This window comes from Nocardioides convexus (assembly GCF_011090295.1).
Map to the genome: position 1 here is coordinate 101,488 of NZ_JAAMYA010000001.1, position 17,191 is coordinate 118,678.

The following is a 17,191-nucleotide window of genomic DNA, read 5'->3' on the forward strand; positions in this document are numbered from 1 at the left end:
AGCCTGGCCGACATGCCCGCGCTCGAGGACGTCGTCACCCTGCTCCACGGCTGGTACCCGCCCGCGACCGCCGACTCCTGGGACGCCGTCGGCCTCGTCGCCGGCGACCCGGCGCAGTCGGTCAAGCGGGTGCTCTTCGCCGTCGACCCGACGCCCGCGGTCGCCGAGGAGGCCGCGGACTGGAAGGCCGACCTGCTCGTCGTCCACCACCCGCTCTTCCTCAAGCCGGTGCACGGCGTGGCCGCGACCACGCCCAAGGGGCGCACGCTGCACACCCTGACCAAGGCCGGTACGGCGCTGCTGACCGCCCACACGAACGCCGACCAGGCCGCCGGCGGGGTCTCCGAGGCCCTCGCCCTGGCGCTGGGCCTGACCGACCTGGAGCCGATCGTCCCCGCGCCGGGCGGCCCGCGCGACAAGGTCACCGTCTTCGTCCCCGCCGACGCCGCTGCGCCGGTGCGGGCCGCCATGGCCGAGGCCGGCGCCGGCCGGATCGGCGACTACGACTTCGCCTCCTTCACCAGCGCCCCCGGCGAGGGCCGCTTCCGGCCGCTGAAGGGCGCGGACCCGCTGATCGGCACCGTCGGCGAGCTGGAGACCGTCGAGGAGGTGCGGATCGAGGTGGTCCTCGACCGTGCGGTGCGGGCCGACGTCGTCCGCGCCCTGCTCGCCGCGCACCCCTACGAGGAGCCGGCCTACGACGTGGTCGAGGTCGCCGACCCCGGGCTCGCCGCGACCGGCACCGGCCGGATCGGCAGCCTCCCGCAGGTGAGCCTCGCCGAGCTCGCGGGCAACATCTCGGCCGCGCTGCCGACCACCGCGGCCGGCGTACGGGTGGCGGGCGACCCGGACCGTCCGGTACGACGCGTGGCGGTCTGCGGCGGCGCCGGCGACTTCCTGCTCGACCGGGTCGCGGCGCTCGACGTGGACGCCTACGTCACCAGCGACCTGCGGCACCACCCGGCCGCGGAGTTCGTCGAGAAGGACGGTCCGGCGCTGGTCGACGTGGCGCACTGGGCGGCGGAGTGGACCTGGCTGCCGGTGGTCGCACGCCGCCTCACCGAGGCCCTCGGCGACGCCGTCGACACCCGGGTGAGCGAGATCGTCACCGATCCTTGGACAATGCACCTGTGAACGCCGATCCCGCCGCGCAGGCTCCGCCTGCTCGACCTCCAGGCCCTCGACTCCCAGGTCGACCAGGCTCCGGCACGTGCGGGCCAACCCGCCGCAGGCCGCGCAGATCAAGGAGCCTGCTCGGTCGCCGCGGCGACATCGACGGGCGGCTGCGCGACCAGCGCATCGTCGTGGACGACCTCACCGCGGCCCAGGCCAAGGCGGATGCCGACGTGGAGCAGGTCAAGGCGCGCCGGACCCGCGACCGGGACCGGATGGACTCCGGCGCCATCGGCGATCCCAAGGCGCTGGAGCGGATGCAGCACGAGTCTCGCCTCGCTGGAGCGACGGATCTCCACGCTGGAGGACGAGGAGCCTGGAGGTGATGGAGCAGGCTCGAGGAGGCACAGGCCGCGCTTGCCGAGTCGACCGGCGCCGTCGAGGAGATCGACGCCCAGGCTCGGTGAGTGACGTCCGCGCGTGACGAGAAGGCCGGTGAGACTCGACGCCGAGATCCTCGCCGTGAGCACCCGGCGCGACCCGATCGTCGCCGACATCCCCGCCGACCTGCTCGCGCTCTACGACAAGCCGCGCGCCAGCAAGGGCGGCGTGGCCGTGGGTGCGCTGCGTGCCCGGCAGTGCAGCGGCTGCCAGGCTCGCGCTGGACGCCAGCGAGACTCGCCGAGATCCGGGCGCTGTCCCCGGAGACGGTGGTCCGGCACGAGGAGTGCCAGCGGATCCTGGTCCGCACCGCCGAGAGCGGGCTGTGATCCCCACTCCTGACCGGGTCGTCGTCGAGGCCGACGGCGGCTCGCGCGGCAACCCCGGCCCCGCGTCGTACGGCGCGGTGCTGAGGGACGCCGCCACCGGCGCCGTGCTCGCCGAGGACGCCCGGACGATCGGGGTGGCGACCAACAACGTGGCGGAGTACTCCGGGCTCGTCGCCGGTCTCGCGCTCGCCGTCGAGCACGCCCCCGGTGCCGCGGTCGAGGTGCGGATGGACTCCCAGACTCGTCGTGGAGCAGATGTCCGGCAACTGGAAGATCAAGCACGCCGACATGAAGGCGCTGGCCGCCGAGGCGGCCGCGATCGCGCCCGAGGGCACGACGTACACCTGGGTGCCGCGCGCGGAGAACGCGCACGCCGACCGGCTCGCGAACGAGGCCCTCGACGGGCTGCGCTCGGGGGTCACGGTGGCGGGTGACGGCGTCGCCGACGAGCCGGAGTCCGCGGCGGAGGAGGCGTCCTCGCCCGCGACCGGCCCGGGGGAGCCGACCACCGTCGTGCTGGTCCGCCACGGCGTCACCCCGCACACGACCGGCCGCCGCTTCTCGGGTGGCCTCGGCGGCGACAACCCCGCACTGTCCGAGGAGGGCCTCGCCCAGGCCGCCGAGGTGGCCCGCTGGCTGAGCGAGCCTGAAGGAGAGCATCGACGCCGTCGTCACCTCCCCGGTGCGTCGTACCTGCGAGACGGCGGAGGCGATCGCCTCCGAGTCTGGGCCTGCCGGTGACCGAGGAGCCGGGCTTCGCCGAGATGGAGTTCGGCGAGTGGGACGGGATGACCTTCACCGAGGTCGCCGAGCGCGACAAGGAGCGGATGGAGGCGTGGTTCGCCGACATGGCCGTCGCGCCGCCGGGTGGGGAGTCCTTCCTGGAGGTCCGCGAGCGGGTGCTCGCCGGGCTCGACCGGCTGCTCGACGAGCACGCCGGGCGCACCGTCGTCGTGGTCAGCCACGTGACGCCGATCAAGACCCTCGTCGGGCACGCGCTCGAGGCGCCGCTGGACGCGCTCTTCCGGATGGAGCTCGCCCCGGCCGCGGTCTCGGTGATCGCGTTCTACCCGGACCCTCGCACCGGCGAGCGGCGTGGCTCGCTGCGCTTCTTCAACGCGCTCGCGCCGGGGCGTCGAACCCTCCGCGACACCGGCCGCTGGTGACTACAGGCTCGCTGACGACCACGTCGAGTCGCGTGCCGGACCTCGTCGGCGCGCCGACCTCGACCGTCCAGCCCAGTCGCTCCAGGGTGCTCGCGAGCGCGGCCGGGGTGCGCGGGTCCGCGCCGTCCTCCAGCAGGGCGCGCACGATCCGGCCCTTGGTGGCCTTGTTGAAGTGGCTGACGACCTTGCGGGTGCCCTGGTGCTCGTGCAGCACCCGGACGGTGGCGGTCCGCCTGGCCAGGTCGGGCCCGGGCCGCCAGAACGCGGCGTACATCCCCGAGCGCAGGTCCACGAACAACCCCTTGCCGATCGCGGCGTCCATCACCGGCGGCAGCGCCTCGCGCCACACCCCGGCCACCGGGCCGAGGGCGGGCAGGCTCACGTCCCCCGAGAGCCGGTACGACGGGATGCGGTCCCCGAGCCGGACCAGGCCGAACAGGCTGGACGCCACGCCCAGCCGTGAGGTGGCCCGGCGCTTGGCCGCCGCGGTCAGGGTCTCGACGTCGAGGGCGTCGTACAGGACGCCCGTGTAGATGCGGTCCGCCCGTGCGGTCGGCGCGTGCGGCAGGTCGGCGTTGCGCTCCACCAGGTCGCGCTGGCCGGCGGAGAGCCCCAGCACGGAGGCGGCCTTGTCGCCGTCCTCGCGGCACAGCGTCACGAGCGCGTCGAGCACCTCGCTGCGTGCGGGCGTCAGCGCGGGGGAGGAGAGCGCGGCGAGGTCGAGCGGCTTGCCCCGCGACGGGGTGGACTTGCCCTCGCTCGGCGGCAGCAGGATCAGCACCGGGCAAGGATAGGGTCGAGGTCATGCCCAGCAACGTCGTGGTCCGGGTCAAGGCGAGGCTCTCCGGAGGTCCAGGAGGGGCTGCGTGCGATCGCCCGGGAGCCCGAGCTCCCGGACGGCTTCCCCGCCGAGGTCGAGGCCGCCGCCGAGCGTGCCGCGGCCGGAGCAACGCTGCCCGGGCTGGACCGGACCGACCTGCCGTTCATCACCATCGACCCCGAGGGGTCGATGGACCTCGACCAGGCGGTGCACATCGAGAAGGCGGGTGACGGATACGTCGTCCACTACGCCATCGCCGACGTCGCCGCCTTCGTGCACCCCGGCGACCCCGTCGACCAGGAGGCGCACCGCCGCGGCGAGACGCTCTACGGCGCCGGCACCCGGATCCCGCTGCACCCGCCGGCGCTGTCCGAGGGCGCCGCGTCGCTGCTGCCCGACCAGGTCCGGCCCGCACTGCTGTGGACGATCGGGGTCGATGCCGCCGGCGCGCTCGGCAAGGTCTCCGTCGAGCGGGCCACGGTCCGCTCCACCGCCCGCTGGTCCTACGTCGACGCCCAGAAGGCGCTCGACGACGGCACCGCCGGCGACGTGCTCGTGCTGCTGCGCGAGGTCGGCCGGCTGCGCGAGCAGCAGGAGGTCGACCGCGGCGGCGTCTCGCTCCCGCTGCCGGAGCAGGAGGTCGACGAGGTCGACGGCGGCTTCCGCCTGGTGTTCCGCCAGCAGACTCCCGGTCGAGCAGTGGAACGCCCAGATCTCGCTGCTCACCGGCATCGGCGCCGCCTCGCTGATGGTCGGCGCCAAGGTCGGCCTGCTGCGGACCCTGCCGCCGGCCGACCCGCGCGACGTCGCCCGGCTGCGCCGGGTCGCCAAGGGCCTGCGGATCTCGTGGCCGGACGACCTCGGCTACCCGGCGTTCATCCGCTCCCTCGACCCCGCGAAGCCCGCGCACCAGGCGATGGTCGTGGCGTGCACCCGGCTGCTGCGCGGCAGCGGGTACGCCGCCTTCGACGGCGAGCCTCCCCGAGCAGACGCAGCACTCCGCGATCGCCGCCGAGTACGCCCACGTCACGGCGCCGCTGCGCCGCCTCGGGGACCGGTACGCCGGCGAGGTGTGCGTCGCGATCTGCGCCGGCACCCCCGTCCCGGACTGGGTGAGGGCCGCTCTGCCCTCCCTGCCGAAGGAGCCTGCAGGAGTCCGGCCGCCGGGCGGGCTCCTACGAGCGGGCCGTCCTGGACCTGCTGGAGGCCGCGATCCTCGCCGACCGGGTCGGCCAGGACTTCGCGGGCGTGGTCACCAGCGTCCACGAGGACAAGCCGGGGGAGGGCGTGGTGCTGCTCGCCGAGGTCGGCGTGGAGGCGCCGATCCGCTCGGACGAGCCACTGCCGCTGGGCGAGGACGTGACGGCCCGGCTGGTGACCGCCGACGTCACCGCCCGCAAGGTCGCCTTCGAGCTCGCGTGAGGGTCCTGGTCACCGGCGGTGTCCGCTCCGGCAAGTCCCGCCACGCGGAGTCCCTGCTGGCGTCGGAGCCGGAGGTCACCTACGTCGCCGCCGGCCCCCGCTACGACGACGCCGACTGGGCCGCCCGGATCGCCGCCCACCGCGAGCGCCGGGCTGCCACCTGGCGCACCGAGGAGACCCAGGACGTCGCCGGGGTGCTGGCGGGCGCGACCGGGCCGGTGCTGGTCGACTGCCTCGGCACCTGGCTGACCGCGGTGATCGACGCGGCCGGGTTGTGGGAGTCGCCGGTCGGCGAGGTCGAGGAGCACGTCCTCGCGCAGGTGGACGCGATCGCCGCGGCCGTGGCCGGGGCGACCGCACCGGTGGTGCTGGTGACGAACGAGGTGGGCCTCGGCGTCGTACCGGGGGAGCGGTCGGGGCGGCTCTTCCGTGACCTGCTCGGCACGGTGAACCAGCGGGTGGCCGAGGCCTGCGACGAGGTGCACCTCGTCGTGGCCGGGCGGGTGCTGCGGCTCTAGAGGCCCGCGGCACCCACGAGCAGCGCCGCGAGGGCGACCTCGATCGCGGCTCCGAACACGTCACCGGTGACGCCACCGAAGCGCCGTACGGCGTGCCAGGTCAGCGCCCCCACGAGCGCCCCCGCGACGGCCACCGTCACCGGTCCCCGGACCGGGTCGGCCAGCACGGCGAGGCCGGCGAGAGCGGCCCAGCCGGCCAGGGCGACGGCGACCGGGACGCGCCGGGTGAAGGTCAGCCCCAGCCCGTCCGGGCGAGCAGGCGGCACGAGCGCGCAGCAGGTGATCCACAGCGCGGCCCGCGAGGCGCAGACCGCGGCGCCGGCCACCCAGGGCCCCGTGCCCGCAAGACCGGCGGCCTGGGTGCCGAGCACGAGGACCAGTGCGGCGGCGCCGGCCGGGCCTGCCGTGCCGGACTTCATGACGGCCAGCGAGCGCTCCCGGTCGTAGGACGAGGTGAGCCCGTCCGCCACGTCCGAGAGGCCGTCCAGGTGCAGCGCCCGGCTACCGACGGCGAGCAGGGCGAGAGCGGCGAAGGCCACTGCCAGCGGCGGGAGGTCCGCCTCCTGGCCGCCCCACACGACGCCTGCCACCAGGGCACCCAGGGGCAGCACCGCCAAGGGCGCCAGCAGCAGCGCCCCCGTCGCGACCCCCGGCGTCACCGTGGTCACGGCCGGCACCCGCAGCGCCGTCAGCATCCCGATCGCGAGCCGCAGGCTGCGGCCCCCGACGGCGACGCTCACTGGGGCGGCATCAGGTCGGCGAGCAGCGCGACGTCGCGCAGCAGGGCGACCGCCGAGCGCAGCACCGGTACGGCGGCGACCGCGCCCGAGCCCTCGCCCAGCCGCAGGCCGAGGTCCAGGGCCGGCTCCAGGCCGAGCTTTGTCGAGGGCGAGCGACTGGGCCGGCTCGGTCGAGCGGTGACCCGCCGCGAACCAGGCCGCCGCGCCCGGCGCGACCCGGTCGGCGGTCAGCGCGCAGGCCACCGACATCAGCCCGTCGAGGAGCACGGGCACGCCCTGCTCGGCGGCCTCGACGAGGTAGCCGACGGTGGCCGCGAGGTCCGCGCTGCCCACCGCGCGCAGGGTCTCGACCGGGTCGTCCAGCCGGGAGCCGGCGCGGTCGAGCGCCTGCTGCACGACGGCCTGCTTGTGCAGCAGGGCCGCGTCGTCGACGCCGGTGCCGCGACCGGTGACCTCGACGGCCGGGAGGCCGAGCGCCGCGGCCACGAGCGCGGAGGCCGGGGTGGTGTTGCCGATGCCCATGTCGCCCGAGAGCAGCATCTGGGCGCCTGCGGCGATCTCCTCGCGGGCCACCGCACGGCCGGCCGCCAGCGCCTGCGCCGTCTCCTCGGCGGTGAGGGCGTCCTCCCGGTGGATGGCGCCGCTGCCGCGTCGTACCTTGTGCGCGGTGACGTCGGCCGGCACGCCTTCGAGGTCGTCGTCCACGCCGATGTCGAGGACCCGCACGCTCACCCCGTGCGCGCCGGCGAGCGCGGAGACACCGGCCTTGCCGAGCACGAAGGTGCGTACCATCGCGGGCGTGATCGCGGGCGGGTAGGCCGAGACGCCGTGCTGCGCGACGCCGTGGTCCCCGGCGAAGATCACCAGCCGCACGTTGTCGAGCGGCGCCGGCGGGCACTGGCCCTGGGTCGCGGCGACCCAGACCCCGAGCTCACCCAGCCGGCCGAGCGCACCGGCGGGCGTCGCCAGCCCGGCGAGCCGCTCCGCGGCGGCGTTCCGTACGGCGGGATCGGGCGCGGCGATGGCGTTCATGGGGCCGCACGCTACCGTCACGCCGTGCCGCCGGCCGCCCCGTCCCACACCGTGCTGCTCGTCCCGGTGCCGGACCTGGAGCCGTGGGTGCGCGGGCGCTGGGAGCACTACGCGCCGTCGTGGGTCTCCCGCGACCCGGCCTTCACGCACGCCCACATCACCGTGCTCTCGCCCTGGGTCGCCGCTCCGGGGTCGGACGACCTGGCGTCCGTGGCCGCCGTGGCCGCCGCCGTCGCGCCCTTCTCGTTCACGCTGACCGCGGTCGAGGCCTTCGCGGACGGCCTGCTGCACCTGGTCCCCGCCCCCACGACGCCCTTCTCGACGCTCACCGCCGCGCTAGGAGAGCGCTATCCCGAGCACCCGCCGTACGCCGGCGCCTTCCCCGACCCCGTGCCGCACCTGACCCTCGACCAGACCTCGGCCTCCGTCACGCCGGAGTCGGTCCGGGCATCGCTGGCTACGTTGCTGCCCGCGACCTGCCGGGCCGAGCGCCTCGAGCCTGCACCGCTACGCCGAGGGGGACTGCCGGGTGCTCGCCTCCTGGCCGCTCAGTGGGCCAGCCTTGAGGCCGACCACGCACCCCACCAGCCCGAGGATCAGGGCGATCCGCAGCGGGCTGACGGGCTCCTCGCCGGACACCATCGCGATCACCACCGTGAGCGCGGCCCCGATCCCGACCCAGACCGCGTACGCGGTGCCGACGGGGAGGGTGCGCATCGCGTAGCCGAGCCCGGCCATGCTCGCCACCACGGCGACCGCGAACACGATGCTGGGCGCGAGCCTCGAGAAGCCCTCGCTGCGGCTGAGCGCGGTCGCCCACACCGCCTCCAGCCCACCGGACACCACCAGCGCCAACCACGCCATGACCGCCACCTCCGTGGCCGTCTTGTCGCGTTCCGGGTACGGCTCCCTCGTCCGGCGGCCTCGTCGAGGCCGTGCCGCCGAGCCTACCGGCGCGGCCGGGCGACGACCCAGCCCAGCGCCACCCCGAAGCCGGCCACCAGCGGCCCGAGGACGCTCAGCCCCTTGGACTCCTCGTCGCCGATGACGCCCCAGGAGACGAGGCTGAGGTAGACGCCCGCCGCCGCCAGGAGGATCGCGACCGGCAGCCCGAACGCGAGGATCTTCCAGCGGGGGGTGACGCCGTACCGGTTCTCGTCCATCCGCTCATTGTGGTCCCCGCGCGCCTCGGTGGTGCTGGCGCCCCTGCTGCACCACTTTATCTCTCTAAAGTGGTGTAAGATCGCTCCATGCCCCCGGAACCCATGGCGCCGCCCGCGGTCGGCTGGGAGACCCGCCCCTGGGACCGGCCGATGGACGGGTCCGCGTCGCGCCGGCGCCGCCTGGCCGCGCGCGGGTCCTACCGGGCCGCGGTGCCGGCCGCGATCGCGAGCGCCGAGCCTGTCGTACGACGCCGCGCTCCGGGCCGAGGCCGAGGACGCCGTGCGCGCGCTGACCCGCTTCGACTCCGAGGTGACCGCGGTCGCCGAGCCTGGCGCCGCTCGCCGCGGTGCTGCTCCGCACCGAGTCCGCGTCCTCCTCCCAGATCGAGGGCGTCACCGCGGGGGCCCGGGCGCTCGCCCTGGCCGCCATCGAGCAGGAGACCGGCCCCAACGCGCGGCTGGTCGCGGCCAACGTCACCGCCCTGCGCCGGGCCGTGGACCTCGCCGAGGAGATCAGCGCCGACACCATCCTCGCCGCGCACGACGCGTTGCTGACCGGCCATCCGTACGCCGATCCCGGCCGCTTCCGCTCGCGCCAGGTGTGGATCGGCAGCGACGCGATCAGCCCCCACACCGCCTCCTTCGTCCCGCCCCACCACGACCGCGTCCCGGCAGCGATGGCCGACCTCGTCGCGTTCGTCCGGCGCGCCGACCTGCCCGTCCTGGTCCACGCCGCCGTCGCGCACGCCCAGTTCGAGACGATCCACCCCTTCAACGACGGCAACGGCCGGGTCGGGCGCACCCTCGTGCACGCCATGCTGCGCCGCGCCGACGTCACCCGCCGGCTCACCGTCCCGGTCTCGGCCGGCCTGCTGACCGACACTGCGGCGTACTTCGACGCCCTCACGGCCTACCGCGAGGGCGACATCGCCCCGATCGTGCGCCAGTTCGCCGGCGCCTCCTTCCGCGCCGTCGACAACGGCCGCCACCTGGTCGCCGACCTGGAGCAGATCCACGGCGAGTGGTCCGGCGTGCTGTCCTCCCGCCGCGGCTCCGCCGCCCGCCGCCTGCTCCCGCTGCTGCTCAACCAGCCCGCCGTCAACGTCGCGTACGTCGTGGACGCCACCGGCGTCGCACTCTCCGCCGCCCAGCGCGCGGTCGAGCAGCCTGGAGTCCGCCGGCATCCTCACCCGGAGCGGGGGAGGCCGGCGCAACCGGGTCTGGGTCGCACGGGACGTGATCGACGCGCTGGACGCGTTCGCCGAGCGGGCGGGACGCCGGGCCTGAGGCTCAGTGCCGAGCCACGGCCTCGGCCAGCGCCTCCATCCGCGCGAGGGTGCCCTCGTGGTCGCCGAGGTGGACCGCGACCCGCTGTGCTCCGGCGTCCCGGTACGCCGCGACGCGGTCCGCGACCTCCTCGGCCGAGCCCGCCCCGTCCCAGCCGATCCGCAGCCCGGGCACGACCTCGCGCTCACCGCTGAGCTCCGCGAGCCGGCCCGCGCGCTCGGCGAACTCCTCCGGGCTCGACGGCAGGCCCTGCCAGAGGTCTCCGTGGCGCGCCGCCCGGCGCAGCGCCGCGTCGCTGTTGCCGCCGATCATGATCGGCACCGGGGTGTCCGGAACGGGGGCGAACACGCCCTCGTCGTAGGAGAACCGGCGGGCGCGGTAGGGCGCCACGCCTCCGGCGAAGAGGTGCCGCAGCAGGTCGAGCGTGTCGTCGGTGACAGCGCCGCGGCGGGTGTGGTCGGCGCCGACCGCGGCGAACTCCGGCTCGCTCCAGCCGACGCCGACGCCGAGGACCACCCGGCCCGCCGAGAGGTGGTGCAGGGTCGCGACCTGCTTGGCGAGCACGAAGGGATTCCGCAGCGGGGCCACCAGGACCGACGTACCCAGCCGCAGGTGCTCGGTGACCGCGCTGAGGTGGCCGATCGTCACCAGTGGCTCGTAGACCCCGCCGAAGACGGCGCCGTACGCACCCGGCGGCAGCACGTGGTCCGGCAGCCAGGCGGTGGTGTAGCCCAGGCTCCTCCGCCGCACGCGCCAGCCTGGGTGAGCGTTCGCACCGGCATTGCCGGCGACTCGTCCGGCAGGACGACCTCGAGATCCATGACCGGCGCAACCAGCGTCGTCACCCGCCCATTCCGCAGACTCGACAGGGGAGGTGGGGCGGCGTACGGTCGGAGACGTGGCCCTTCGAGACAACGGGGGGCCGTCCTTCCGGGTCCGTGGCAAAGAGCCGGTCGACCGAGGGGAGTCTCCCCGATGAGCGAGCAGACTCGAGGTCCACGTGCCCATCCGCCTGATGTTCGAGGGCGACGAGATCAGCGAGGTCCGCGCCGGCGCCTTCGCCACGCGCGAAGAGGCCGAACTGGTGCTCGAGCACTGGCGCGCGGCCGGCCACGCCGACCCGATGGGTGTGCGCACCCTGCCCGTGTGGGGCACGGCGGCCGCCTGGATCGCCGCCGGTGCCGTCCCGGCCAGCGGTGACCCCGCCGTCGTCGCGGCGGGCACCTCCTAGCCGGTCCGGAGCGGACCAGCCCGGTCCGGAGCGGCCCCGGCGGCCCGATAGCCCACCGTCCGCCGGGGCCTGGCCACGCGGACCTGGTCGTGGGTGTACCCACGACCGCCGGGTCCCATGCCGTGATCGTCCTCGCATGTGAGAACCACGGCGCGGGACCCGGCCGCGGCGCCTCACTCCGGCTCGGCCGGGTGCTCCTCCGTCGAGCGCGAGTCGGTGAGGGTCAGCGCTCCCGCGACCGCCACCACGCCGACCACGACGGCCAGCACGGCGTAGGTGATCCGCTCGCCGTGGAAGAACGACTGCACGAGCGCGCCGCTCCAGGTGCCGGCCGGGAGCCTGGGCGGTGACCAGCGCGGCGATCATGGTGCCGACGACCGCCGTGCCGACGCTGGTGCCGATCTCCTGGGCGGTGTCGTTGAGCGAGGCGCCCATCGAGGTCCGGTTGGCGGGCATCGCGTCGACCAGGGCGATCGCGCAGATGGTCATCACGGTGCGCAGGCCGACGGTCATCACCACCATGGCCGCGGCGATCGCGGGGTAGCCGTGCTCCACGCCCCAGGCCAGCCCGGCCAGGGAGCCCGCCAGCGCGAGCGCACCGACCAGGCAGGCGATCCGGTGCCCGAAGCGGGCGGCGAGGCCCTCGGACAGCGGGGTCGCAAGGATCATCGTGACGATGATCGGCAGGTTCGCCAGGCCCGCCCGCACCGGGCTCCAGCCGTAGGCGAACTGGAAGTGCAGGATCAGCCCGAACATCACGCTGGCCATGGCGATCGCCGTACCGACCTGGGCGATGACCGCGCCGCGGACGGTGCCGTTCGTGAAGAGGCCGAGGTCCAGCATGGGGGAGGCGGTACGCCGCTCGTGCCCCACGAAGCCCACACCGGCCAGCACGGCGCCGACGATCGAGGCGACGGTGAGCGCGGAGGACCAGCCGTGCTCGACGCCGCTGGTCAGCGACCAGCAGGCCAGGCCGATGGCGGTGATGCTGAGCAGTGCGCCGGGGAGGTCGAGCCGGTCCTCGGTCAGGCCGTCCGGGTCGTCGGCGGGCACGCCCAGGCGGACTCCGACGAAGGCGATCAGCGCGATCGGTGCGTTGACCAGCAGCAGCCACTCCCACCGCACGTGCGCGAGCGCCGTGCCTCCGAGCAGCGGACCGAGGATGAAGCCGGACATGCCGACGAGGATCATCACGGTCATCGCGCGCATCCGCAACGTCTTGTCGTCGAAGAGCCGGAAGACCAGGGAGTTCGTGATCGGAGCCATCGCCGCGGCTGCCACGCCCAGCGCGGCGCGCAGGGCGATCAGGCTCGTCGGCGGTGCTCACGAAGATCACCAGCAGGCTGAGCAGGCCGAACGCGGCGAGGCCGACCTGCAGCACGAGGCGCCGGCCGAACCGGTCCGCGATCGAGCCGGCGGTCAGGAGCAGGCCGCCGAAGGTGAGCGAGTACGCGCCGGTGACCCACTGCAGCGCCGTCGTACCGCTGCCCAGGTCGCGGCCGATGGTCGGCAGCGCGATGGACAGCAGGGTGTTGTCGACCATCTCGACGAAGAAGGCCAGGCACAGCGCGGCCATCGGGATCCACGCCGCACGCAGCGACGGATAGGTGCGCGACGGACTCTGCGTCGCGATCGTGGTGCTGGACATGGTGGTCTCCCTTCGGCGGCGTTCGTCGGGAACGCTAGGCAGGACCGGTTTCACACCGGTTTCACCGCGCCTTCACCGATCCCCGGCCGGTTCCGACGGCCGGCAGCGGGTAGCACCAGGGCCGCACACCTCACCACCGACCCTCGCCAGGAAGGCCACCCGTGACCACCGAGAACGACCCCGTCGAGCCCACCGAGTTCGCTGCCCGAGCACCTCGTGACGCCGAGAGCACCCCGGAGGGACCGGCCGCGCCGCACCCTCCGGTCGAGGACGACGTGAACATCACCGAGGAGAACGCCGACGGTCCTGGAGCGGGAGACTCCTGAGCCGGGGCCCGTCACGACGGTCGCGTGAGGCAGCAGCGCCAGGCGAATCGGCGCTGCGCGGGGCGAGGAGTAGGGTCGAGGACAACCACGCTGCCACGCCTGGCTCGTCGAGCTCCCAGGGCAGCCACGGAAGGTGGGCGTCATGGCGACGCCAGCAACCCGATCAGATCGCGTCCCCCTCCGGCTGGCCGTCGCCGACGGCGTTCACGCCGGCCCCCTCGACGGCGCCTGGTGGCCGCAGTCGCGAGACCTCGCTGTCGAGGGCGCTGACCTCGTCGACCACTTTCCCGATCCGGTCGGTCACGTGGCTCGCCTGCTGTACTCGCGTCCCGACTGGGAGCCGGACGCCTCCGGGGCGGCGCTGCGCAAGATCCGTGCCCGGCGTGGCCCGGTGAAGGTCGGCTCGTTCCCCAGCGACGACACCCACGTGATGGTCGCCGTCCTGTCCTCCGGGGTGAGGCTGCGGCTCGTGGTGGTGCCCAGCGTCTTCGGCGACCACGAGGCCGCCCGCGTCATGTCGGCGGCGGCCGACGAAGCGAATCGCCGCACTGCGGGCGAGCCTCCTGCAGGTGGCCGGTCATGATCAGGCGCACCTCGGGCATCGCGCCTGGAACGAGTCTCGAGGGCTGAGGAAGACGCATCCTCATGGACCGGACGAGCAGCAACGGCTATCCCCAGTACGACCCACGGCGGCGCGCTCCGGCAGCGCTGGGACACCTGAGGCTGCAGCCTGCTGGAGCGCCCCAGCAGCCTGCACGTCGGCGGCCGGTGGGCGCCGTACAGCCTTCGACCTCACGAGGGAGGCGGCCCACCTCGTCGACGAGTTCCCCGCGACCCGTGGTCGGATCGACCGCCTGGCCTACGTGCCCGGCGACTGGCAGGTGGTCGCCGAGGAGGTCTTCACCCGTCACGGACGGGTCAAGGTCGGTCAGCCTGCCCTCGCTCGAGGGCCGGAGGGTCCTGCTCGTCGGTCTCGTGGGACCGGAGGTCCTGCGGATCGCCATCACCTGGAGCCAGGCGGTCGATCGCTGAGGAACGCCGGACCTGCCCCTCCGAACGCCGATGAGCGCCGGGCAGAGCGCGGCGGTGATGGAGGACGGGCTGGCACGTAAGCCGGGTTCTGTCCCCTGTTGCCAGGAGGGCGACCATCCATCTAGGGCTGCCGTTGCCGACAGCCTCGAGCGACCTACCCGCACACTCGGGCGAGCAGCCCTCTCAGTCGAGACCGGCGTGTGCTGTCTGGTCTTGCTCCGGGTGGGGTTTGCCGAGTCTGCACCGGTCACCCGGTGCACTGGTGGGCTCTTGCCCCACCGTTTCACCCTTGCCGCCGGCGAGCCGGAGGCGGTCTGTTCTCTGTGGCACTTTCCCGCGGGTCACCCCGGGTGGGTGTTACCCACCACCCTGCTCTGTGGAGCCCGGACTTTCCTCGGGGCCCGACGCCTCGCGGCGATGGGTCACGCGGTCGCCCGGCCAGCCCGTCCGCGGCTCACTCTAGGGAACAACCGGGCCCGATGGACAGTTGAAGGTCCCATGAACGAGACGACGCAGCCCGAGGTCCGCATCCAGGCGCCCGCGATTGTCTTTCCCGGCGCCACGACGCACCACTCCAACGCCTTCCGCACCGCGCACGACCTCCTCGGTCGCCGCGCACCCCGCGAGGCTCTGGAGGTCATCGAGCCCGCCCTGGCCGAGGAGCCCACCAACCGGGGGCTGCGGTCGCTGCGGGCATGGGCCTACCTCATGCGCGCCCAGGCTGCAGAAGGCGCACGACGAGCCTGCGCTCGCTGGTCGAGGAGGACCCGTCGGACGCGTGGGCCCGGCACGCGCTCGGCCGGGCGCTGGAGCGCCAGGCCCGGTACGACGACGCGCTCCCGCACCTGCGCCTGGCGGCCGCGATGACCGGCGACCCCGAGCACGAGTACGACGTGCTGCGGGTCGAGCGGCTGGCCGGCAGGCTCGACTGAGCGGGCTCACGCCAGCCGGGTGATCTCCACGCTCACGTCCAGCCGGGCCGTCTGCGCGCCGGTGTAGATCCCGCGCAGGGGCGGCACGTCGCCGTAGTCACGTCCGTGGCCGATGGCGACGTACCGCTCGTTGGGGGCGGTGTCGGTGCTCGGGTCGAAGCCCTGCCAGCCGTCGTCCCACCACTCCAGCCAGGCGCGCGAGTCGCCGGCGACGGTCTCGCCGACGACCGGGTCCTCGACGGGGTGCACGTAGCCGGAGACGTAGCGGGCGGGGATGCCGAGGGTGCGCAGGCCGCCGATGGCGAGGTGCACCATGTCCTGGCACACCCCGGCGCGCTGCTCCCACGCGAGGACGGCCGGGGACTCGACGTCGGTGGCCCCGGGCAGGAAGTCGATCTGGCGGTGCACGAGCCGGCAGACGGCCCGCGCGGCCTCGCCGGGCGCACTCGGCACCGGAGCCGATCTCGCGGACCAGGCTCGGCGAAGTCGAGCGAGGGGGCGACGAGGTCGCCGAGCACGAGGTACTCCGTCCAGCGGTCCGCCACCTCCCGCTCGGCGTACGACGACCAGGGGGACCGGGCCTCCGGCAGGACCCCGGAGCGGTTGACCTGCACGGTCGAGGTGGCGGTGACGGTCATCGACTCGTGCGGGTCGACGACCTCGAAGGCGGTGACCGGGCAGCCGAAGTAGTCGGTGGAGGAGAAGGTCCACGGCTTCGGGCTGACGTCGAGGCGGTGGTGGACGACGATCTGCTCGGGTGTGGTCACCGGCGTCATCCGGGCCTGGTTGTACGACGCCATGGCGCCGCCGTCGTAGGTGTACTCCGAGGTGTGCACGATGCGGTGCTGCATGTTCATGCTCCGACCCCCTTCCAGGCGAGCGCCTCCGCGCCGGCGAAGTACCGGCGCCCGATCGCGTCGGTGGCGGCGGCGCAGGTGCGTTGCAGGCGCTCCATCTCGTCGGGCAGGTCCTCGACCAGGTCCGAGAGCGAGCGGTACTCCAGCTCGGCCCGGGTCCGCCCGATCAACCGCTGCGCCTCGTCCTGGAAGCCGGCGCGCCGCGGGTCGCCGGAGAGGTTGACCAGCGACTGCTCGGCCCGGTCGAGGGCGAAGACGACCGAGCGCGGGAAGAGCCGGTCCAGCAGCAGGAACTCCGCCGCCGCCCGGTCCGTCTCGATCCCGCGGTAGGTACGCAGGAAGGCGTCGTAGGCCCCGGATGCGCGCAGCGCCGAGGTCCACTGACCCGCGGCGCCCGACAGGGCGGTGGTGGCGACCAGCCGCGAGGTCATGTCGGCGCGCTCGATGTTGCGTCCGAGCATGATGAACTGCCAGCCCTCGTCGCGGGTCATGGTGGCGTCGGCGGTGCCGTTGATGAGGGCGGCGCGCTCGCGCACCCAGGAGAAGATGTACGGCGGCCGCAGGGCCTCGAAGTGGCCCGAGGGGATCGGGCGCCAGGTGGTGTTGATCGCCTCCCACAGCGGCACGGTCAGCGTCTCGCGGGCACCGCGGGCGGACTCGCGCGCCGAGCCGAGCACCGCGGCGATCGAGCCTGGGGGAGTGCTGGTCGTAGGCGAGCAGCCGCAGCACCTGGTCGATGGAGACCTCGCCGGACACGTCGACGCCGTGCTCGGCGGCCTCCGAGGGCTCGATGCCCATGCACGACAGCAGGTCCCGGCAGGTCTGCGCCTCGTCGACCGTGCCGTCCTCCAGGAGCAGCTTGGGTCTGCACGTCGAGGATCCGCGCGGTGTCGTCGGCGCGCTCGATGTAGCGGCCGATCCAGAACAGGGACTCCGCGATCCGGCTCAGCATCACCGACCACCTCCCGACTGCTGCTGTTGCTGCTGCTGTTGCTCCGGCGCGGTCGGCCCGGCCAGCACCCAGGTGTCCTTGGTGCCGCCGCCACGGGAGGAGTTCACGATCAGCCTCGCCCTTGCCGAGCGCGACCCGGGTCAGGCCGCCGGGCAGGACCCAGACCCGGTTGCCGTCGTTCA

At 74.3% G+C, this 17,191-nt stretch carries 24 protein-coding genes, 1 other RNA gene, 3 pseudogenes and 1 riboswitch; of the genes and pseudogenes, 16 read left to right on the plus strand and 12 right to left on the minus strand.

From position 1 onward, the window contains the following. Window positions 1-12 precede the first annotated feature (12 nt). The 6 genes from G5V59_RS00760 (at window position 13) to G5V59_RS00785 (ending at window position 3,049) form a co-directional block, all read left to right on the plus strand. Entirely contained in the window at window positions 13-1,134 is a 1,122-nt protein-coding gene (locus G5V59_RS00760; RefSeq protein ID WP_278255267.1) for a Nif3-like dinuclear metal center hexameric protein, read from the plus strand. Continuing rightward, window positions 1,131-1,499, plus strand: a complete 369-nt coding sequence (locus G5V59_RS00765) for a hypothetical protein (protein ID WP_278255268.1) — start codon at window positions 1,131-1,133, stop codon at window positions 1,497-1,499. The genes G5V59_RS00760 and G5V59_RS00765 overlap by 4 nt, the downstream gene beginning before the upstream one ends. A gap of 81 nt (window positions 1,500-1,580) precedes the next feature. Beyond that, window positions 1,581-1,883, plus strand: a complete 303-nt coding sequence (locus tag G5V59_RS00770; RefSeq protein ID WP_278255269.1) for a hypothetical protein — start codon at window positions 1,581-1,583, stop codon at window positions 1,881-1,883. Beyond that, window positions 1,880-2,317, plus strand: a complete 438-nt coding sequence (locus tag G5V59_RS00775) for a reverse transcriptase-like protein (protein ID WP_278255270.1) — start codon at window positions 1,880-1,882, stop codon at window positions 2,315-2,317. Before G5V59_RS00770 ends, G5V59_RS00775 begins: the two co-directional genes overlap by 4 nt. 79 nt (window positions 2,318-2,396) lie before the next feature. Then, window positions 2,397-2,624, plus strand: a complete 228-nt coding sequence (locus G5V59_RS00780) for a histidine phosphatase family protein (protein ID WP_278259546.1) — start codon at window positions 2,397-2,399, stop codon at window positions 2,622-2,624. Then, the gene (locus tag G5V59_RS00785) at window positions 2,621-3,049 is read left to right on the plus strand and encodes a histidine phosphatase family protein (protein ID WP_278255271.1); all 429 of its coding nucleotides are present in this window, start codon (window positions 2,621-2,623) and stop codon (window positions 3,047-3,049) included. Before G5V59_RS00780 ends, G5V59_RS00785 begins: the two co-directional genes overlap by 4 nt. Here G5V59_RS00785 and yaaA read toward each other — a convergent pair. Continuing rightward, the gene (gene yaaA / locus G5V59_RS00790; RefSeq protein WP_278255272.1) at window positions 2,997-3,830 is read right to left on the minus strand and encodes a peroxide stress protein YaaA; all 834 of its coding nucleotides are present in this window, start codon (window positions 3,828-3,830) and stop codon (window positions 2,997-2,999) included. The genes G5V59_RS00785 and yaaA overlap by 53 nt on opposite strands. Window positions 3,831-3,853: 23 nt before the next feature. Between yaaA and G5V59_RS00795 the strand changes: the two genes are divergently transcribed. From G5V59_RS00795 to cobU, 4 genes are all read left to right on the plus strand, one after another. Continuing rightward, window positions 3,854-4,099 carry a hypothetical protein gene (locus tag G5V59_RS00795; protein WP_278255273.1) on the plus strand — a complete coding sequence of 82 codons (246 nt, stop codon included), beginning with the start codon at window positions 3,854-3,856 and terminating at the stop codon, window positions 4,097-4,099. Then, window positions 4,059-4,985: an RNB domain-containing ribonuclease gene (locus G5V59_RS00800; protein WP_278255274.1), complete on the plus strand. Its 927-nt coding sequence runs from the start codon at window positions 4,059-4,061 to the stop codon at window positions 4,983-4,985. Before G5V59_RS00795 ends, G5V59_RS00800 begins: the two co-directional genes overlap by 41 nt. A gap of 174 nt (window positions 4,986-5,159) precedes the next feature. Next, window positions 5,160-5,291: a hypothetical protein gene (locus G5V59_RS00805; protein ID WP_278259547.1), complete on the plus strand. Its 132-nt coding sequence runs from the start codon at window positions 5,160-5,162 to the stop codon at window positions 5,289-5,291. After that, window positions 5,288-5,809, plus strand: a complete 522-nt coding sequence (cobU, locus tag G5V59_RS00810) for a bifunctional adenosylcobinamide kinase/adenosylcobinamide-phosphate guanylyltransferase (RefSeq protein ID WP_278255275.1) — start codon at window positions 5,288-5,290, stop codon at window positions 5,807-5,809. The genes G5V59_RS00805 and cobU overlap by 4 nt, the downstream gene beginning before the upstream one ends. Here the strand turns inward: cobU and G5V59_RS00815 are convergent. The 5 genes and pseudogenes from G5V59_RS00815 to G5V59_RS00840 all read right to left on the minus strand — a co-directional run bounded on the left by G5V59_RS00815 (window position 5,806) and on the right by G5V59_RS00840 (window position 8,744). After that, on the minus strand, window positions 5,806-6,504 hold the full coding sequence (locus G5V59_RS00815; RefSeq protein ID WP_278259548.1) for an adenosylcobinamide-GDP ribazoletransferase: 699 nt from the start codon (window positions 6,502-6,504) through the stop codon (window positions 5,806-5,808). The genes cobU and G5V59_RS00815 overlap by 4 nt on opposite strands. A 41-nt stretch (window positions 6,505-6,545) precedes the next feature. After that, complete coding sequence (locus G5V59_RS00820; protein ID WP_341351111.1) at window positions 6,546-6,680, minus strand: nicotinate-nucleotide--dimethylbenzimidazole phosphoribosyltransferase; 135 nt, start codon at window positions 6,678-6,680, stop codon at window positions 6,546-6,548. 67 nt (window positions 6,681-6,747) lie between these two features. After that, window positions 6,748-7,581, minus strand: a pseudogene (locus tag G5V59_RS00825) (nicotinate-nucleotide--dimethylbenzimidazole phosphoribosyltransferase); the annotation flags it as partial. Window positions 7,582-8,088: 507 nt separating this feature from the next. Continuing rightward, window positions 8,089-8,445 (minus strand): multidrug efflux SMR transporter, encoded by a 357-nt coding sequence (locus G5V59_RS00835; RefSeq protein ID WP_278259550.1) that lies wholly within the window; start codon window positions 8,443-8,445, stop codon window positions 8,089-8,091. A 12-nt stretch (window positions 8,446-8,457) separates the two neighbouring features. Further along, window positions 8,458-8,520, minus strand: a riboswitch (guanidine-III (ykkC-III) riboswitch). 8 nt (window positions 8,521-8,528) lie between these two features. Next, complete coding sequence (locus G5V59_RS00840; protein WP_278255276.1) at window positions 8,529-8,744, minus strand: hypothetical protein; 216 nt, start codon at window positions 8,742-8,744, stop codon at window positions 8,529-8,531. 347 nt (window positions 8,745-9,091) lie between these two features. Here G5V59_RS00840 and G5V59_RS00845 point away from each other — a divergent pair, with 347 nt between their 5' ends. After that, window positions 9,092-10,225, plus strand: coding sequence for a Fic family protein (locus tag G5V59_RS00845; RefSeq protein WP_278255277.1), 1,134 nt, complete (start codon window positions 9,092-9,094; stop codon window positions 10,223-10,225). On the opposite strand, the pseudogene G5V59_RS00850 reads toward G5V59_RS00845, so the two are convergent. The 3 genes and pseudogenes from G5V59_RS00850 to G5V59_RS35415 all read right to left on the minus strand — a co-directional run. Next, window positions 10,161-10,781: pseudogene (locus G5V59_RS00850) on the minus strand (TIGR03619 family F420-dependent LLM class oxidoreductase); the annotation flags it as partial. The gene G5V59_RS00845 and the pseudogene G5V59_RS00850 sit on opposite strands and share 65 nt — an antisense overlap. Window positions 10,782-10,872: 91 nt before the next feature. Then, the gene (locus G5V59_RS00855) at window positions 10,873-12,528 is read right to left on the minus strand and encodes an MFS transporter (protein WP_278255278.1); all 1,656 of its coding nucleotides are present in this window, start codon (window positions 12,526-12,528) and stop codon (window positions 10,873-10,875) included. Window positions 12,529-12,646: 118 nt separating this feature from the next. Continuing rightward, a pseudogene (locus tag G5V59_RS35415) lies at window positions 12,647-12,910 on the minus strand (MFS transporter); the annotation flags it as partial. Between the two features lie 161 nt (window positions 12,911-13,071). Between G5V59_RS35415 and G5V59_RS00865 the strand changes: the two are divergent. The 3 genes from G5V59_RS00865 (at window position 13,072) to G5V59_RS00875 (ending at window position 14,268) form a co-directional block, all read left to right on the plus strand. Continuing rightward, window positions 13,072-13,236, plus strand: a complete 165-nt coding sequence (locus G5V59_RS00865) for a hypothetical protein (protein ID WP_278255279.1) — start codon at window positions 13,072-13,074, stop codon at window positions 13,234-13,236. 142 nt (window positions 13,237-13,378) lie between these two features. After that, window positions 13,379-13,819: a DUF5994 family protein gene (locus G5V59_RS00870; protein ID WP_278255280.1), complete on the plus strand. Its 441-nt coding sequence runs from the start codon at window positions 13,379-13,381 to the stop codon at window positions 13,817-13,819. A gap of 62 nt (window positions 13,820-13,881) precedes the next feature. Beyond that, on the plus strand, window positions 13,882-14,268 hold the full coding sequence (locus G5V59_RS00875; protein ID WP_278255281.1) for a hypothetical protein: 387 nt from the start codon (window positions 13,882-13,884) through the stop codon (window positions 14,266-14,268). 61 nt (window positions 14,269-14,329) lie between these two features. Here the strand turns inward: G5V59_RS00875 and rnpB are convergent. Then, window positions 14,330-14,714, minus strand: an RNA gene (gene rnpB, locus G5V59_RS00880) — RNase P RNA component class A. Window positions 14,715-14,963: 249 nt separating this feature from the next. Between rnpB and G5V59_RS00885 the strand changes: the two genes are divergently transcribed. Continuing rightward, window positions 14,964-15,200 carry a hypothetical protein gene (locus G5V59_RS00885; protein ID WP_278255282.1) on the plus strand — a complete coding sequence of 79 codons (237 nt, stop codon included), beginning with the start codon at window positions 14,964-14,966 and terminating at the stop codon, window positions 15,198-15,200. A 6-nt stretch (window positions 15,201-15,206) separates the two neighbouring features. On the opposite strand, the gene G5V59_RS00890 is transcribed toward G5V59_RS00885, so the two are convergent. After that, window positions 15,207-15,911 carry a transglutaminase family protein gene (locus G5V59_RS00890; protein WP_278255283.1) on the minus strand — a complete coding sequence of 235 codons (705 nt, stop codon included), beginning with the start codon at window positions 15,909-15,911 and terminating at the stop codon, window positions 15,207-15,209. Between G5V59_RS00890 and G5V59_RS00895 the strand changes: the two genes are divergently transcribed. Further along, a complete protein-coding gene (locus G5V59_RS00895; RefSeq protein WP_278255284.1) occupies window positions 15,894-16,016 on the plus strand; it encodes a hypothetical protein in 123 nt (40 codons plus the stop codon). The two genes, G5V59_RS00890 and G5V59_RS00895, sit on opposite strands and share 18 nt — an antisense overlap. 37 nt (window positions 16,017-16,053) lie before the next feature. Here G5V59_RS00895 and G5V59_RS00900 read toward each other — a convergent pair whose 3' ends face one another. Beyond that, a complete protein-coding gene (locus G5V59_RS00900; RefSeq protein ID WP_278255285.1) occupies window positions 16,054-16,734 on the minus strand; it encodes an alpha-E domain-containing protein in 681 nt (226 codons plus the stop codon). Between the last annotated feature and the right edge of the window lie 457 nt (window positions 16,735-17,191).

Excerpts from the sequence above, each read along its gene's own strand:
- G5V59_RS00760 (WP_278255267.1), top strand. The coding sequence starts at position 13 with ATGCCCGCGCTCGAGGACGTCGTCACCCTGCTCCACGGCTGGTACCCG.
- G5V59_RS00795 (WP_278255273.1), top strand. The coding sequence starts at position 3,854 with ATGCCCAGCAACGTCGTGGTCCGGGTCAAGGCGAGGCTCTCCGGAGGT.
- G5V59_RS00800 (WP_278255274.1), top strand. The coding sequence starts at position 4,059 with ATGGACCTCGACCAGGCGGTGCACATCGAGAAGGCGGGTGACGGATAC.
- G5V59_RS00815 (WP_278259548.1), bottom strand. The coding sequence starts at position 6,504 with ATGCTGACGGCGCTGCGGGTGCCGGCCGTGACCACGGTGACGCCGGGG.
- G5V59_RS00835 (WP_278259550.1), bottom strand. The coding sequence starts at position 8,445 with ATGGCGTGGTTGGCGCTGGTGGTGTCCGGTGGGCTGGAGGCGGTGTGG.
- G5V59_RS00840 (WP_278255276.1), bottom strand. The coding sequence starts at position 8,744 with ATGGACGAGAACCGGTACGGCGTCACCCCCCGCTGGAAGATCCTCGCG.
- G5V59_RS00855 (WP_278255278.1), bottom strand. The coding sequence starts at position 12,528 with ATGGCTCCGATCACGAACTCCCTGGTCTTCCGGCTCTTCGACGACAAG.
- G5V59_RS00870 (WP_278255280.1), top strand. The coding sequence starts at position 13,379 with ATGGCGACGCCAGCAACCCGATCAGATCGCGTCCCCCTCCGGCTGGCC.
- G5V59_RS00875 (WP_278255281.1), top strand. The coding sequence starts at position 13,882 with ATGGACCGGACGAGCAGCAACGGCTATCCCCAGTACGACCCACGGCGG.
- G5V59_RS00885 (WP_278255282.1), top strand. The coding sequence starts at position 14,964 with ATGGGCCTACCTCATGCGCGCCCAGGCTGCAGAAGGCGCACGACGAGC.